Origin of the sequence: Nocardia amamiensis (assembly GCF_015477605.1) — a bacterium.
GTDB classification, from domain to species: domain Bacteria; phylum Actinomycetota; class Actinomycetes; order Mycobacteriales; family Mycobacteriaceae; genus Nocardia; species Nocardia amamiensis_A.
In genome coordinates, this window is sequence record NZ_JADLQX010000157.1 from 1 (window position 1) to 1,265 (window position 1,265).

Here is a 1,265-nt window from a genome sequence, read left to right on the forward strand (position 1 = left end):
GTCACTCCATTGCGTAGCGCTGTGTTTCTAACACCATCGGCACAGGCGGGCGCGCGCCCGCGCAACCGCCGAGCGGTCTGTACACCGGTTGTTCACCGAAGCCCCGCAGGCCTGTCTGCCGTGATGGCACCGCAGCGCATCCGACACCACGCTGAGCCCGCGCGAGATCGAGGTGCTGCGCCTGGTCGCCCACGGCAAGTCGAACCGGGAGATCGCCAAGGAGCTGTTCCGCAGCGAGACCACCGTGAAATCCCATCTGGTGCACATCTACGCCAAACTCGGGGTCCGCTCACGGACCTCGGCGGTGGCCCGCGCCCGCGAACAGGGCGCGACCTCAGCTACTTTGGGCGCAGGGCGATCAAGCCGGGGACGGTGCGGGCATATTCGAAGAACGGTGAGTCGACCACCTTGTTGTTCGCCGCCAGCGAGGACGCGTTGCGGAACACCGGGCCGTTCGGCGTCTGCACGAAGATGCCGACGTGGGTGACGTCCAGTCCGGCCGGGTCGGTGTAGGCGCCGAAGTCGCCCGTGCGGAGTTGGCCGGCGACCGCGTCGTCCACCGCGGCGGCGATGTAGGTCATCGGCCGGTCCACCACCGGCAGGCGCGGGAGATATTGTCCGCCACTGGCTTTGGTGTTCAGATGCTTGGTCACCGGGACGGCCGCCGGGCTCAACGCGCCGGATTATGGTGGCCGGCCAGGACAGGCCGCGCTCGCTCCTCATACGGGCGCAACTGGGCCCGCAACCCCGACGGCGCCGCGACCGGCTCCGGATCATGCTGGCGGCCGAAGATTTCCGCGACCGGCGGCCACCACCTCGGTGACCGGGACCCGCGCGACGCTGGAACTGGCGAGTTCGCCCAGCCTGTCGGCCAGAGTGATCGGGGTGTCGCCGAGAACGATCGGGAATCGGTTCGAGCTCACAGACTGCGGGAGCACCGCGAATCGGCGCCTGGCGGCAAATCCTGTACCCACGCAATAGGAGGGCTCGCTCGAGGCGACAAGTTCAGAGGCAGCGGAGGCGGTGATCCTGTCGATCCGGCAGGTGTTGCGCCGCCGCGGGATTCGGTTCGCCGGCTTGGAGCGGCGGGCCTCGATCGTCCGCTGCCAGGGCGGGGCCGGAGGCGCACGCAGTGTCCGACCGAGGCTTGAAGTGCGCGGCACTAGCCGAGGTGAACTGCGAGTAACCAATCAGTAGTCGCCGTGGGGTCCGACTCGAAAACCCGGAACCGTCGTGATTAGCTGCTCCGGCAGCAGCGACGAAGT

1 protein-coding gene and 1 pseudogene are annotated in these 1,265 nt (G+C 68.1%); one reads left to right on the forward strand and one right to left on the reverse strand.

The window, feature by feature from the left end; genetic code table 11:
- Positions 1–145: 145 nt before the first annotated feature.
- Positions 146–328, forward strand: a pseudogene (locus tag IU459_RS37215) (response regulator transcription factor); the annotation flags it as partial.
- Between the two features lie 10 nt (positions 329–338).
- Here the strand turns inward: IU459_RS37215 and IU459_RS37220 are convergent.
- The gene (locus IU459_RS37220; RefSeq protein WP_195134265.1) at positions 339–674 is read right to left on the reverse strand and encodes an N-acetylmuramoyl-L-alanine amidase-like domain-containing protein; all 336 of its coding nucleotides are present in this window, start codon (positions 672–674) and stop codon (positions 339–341) included.
- Between the last annotated feature and the right edge of the window lie 591 nt (positions 675–1,265).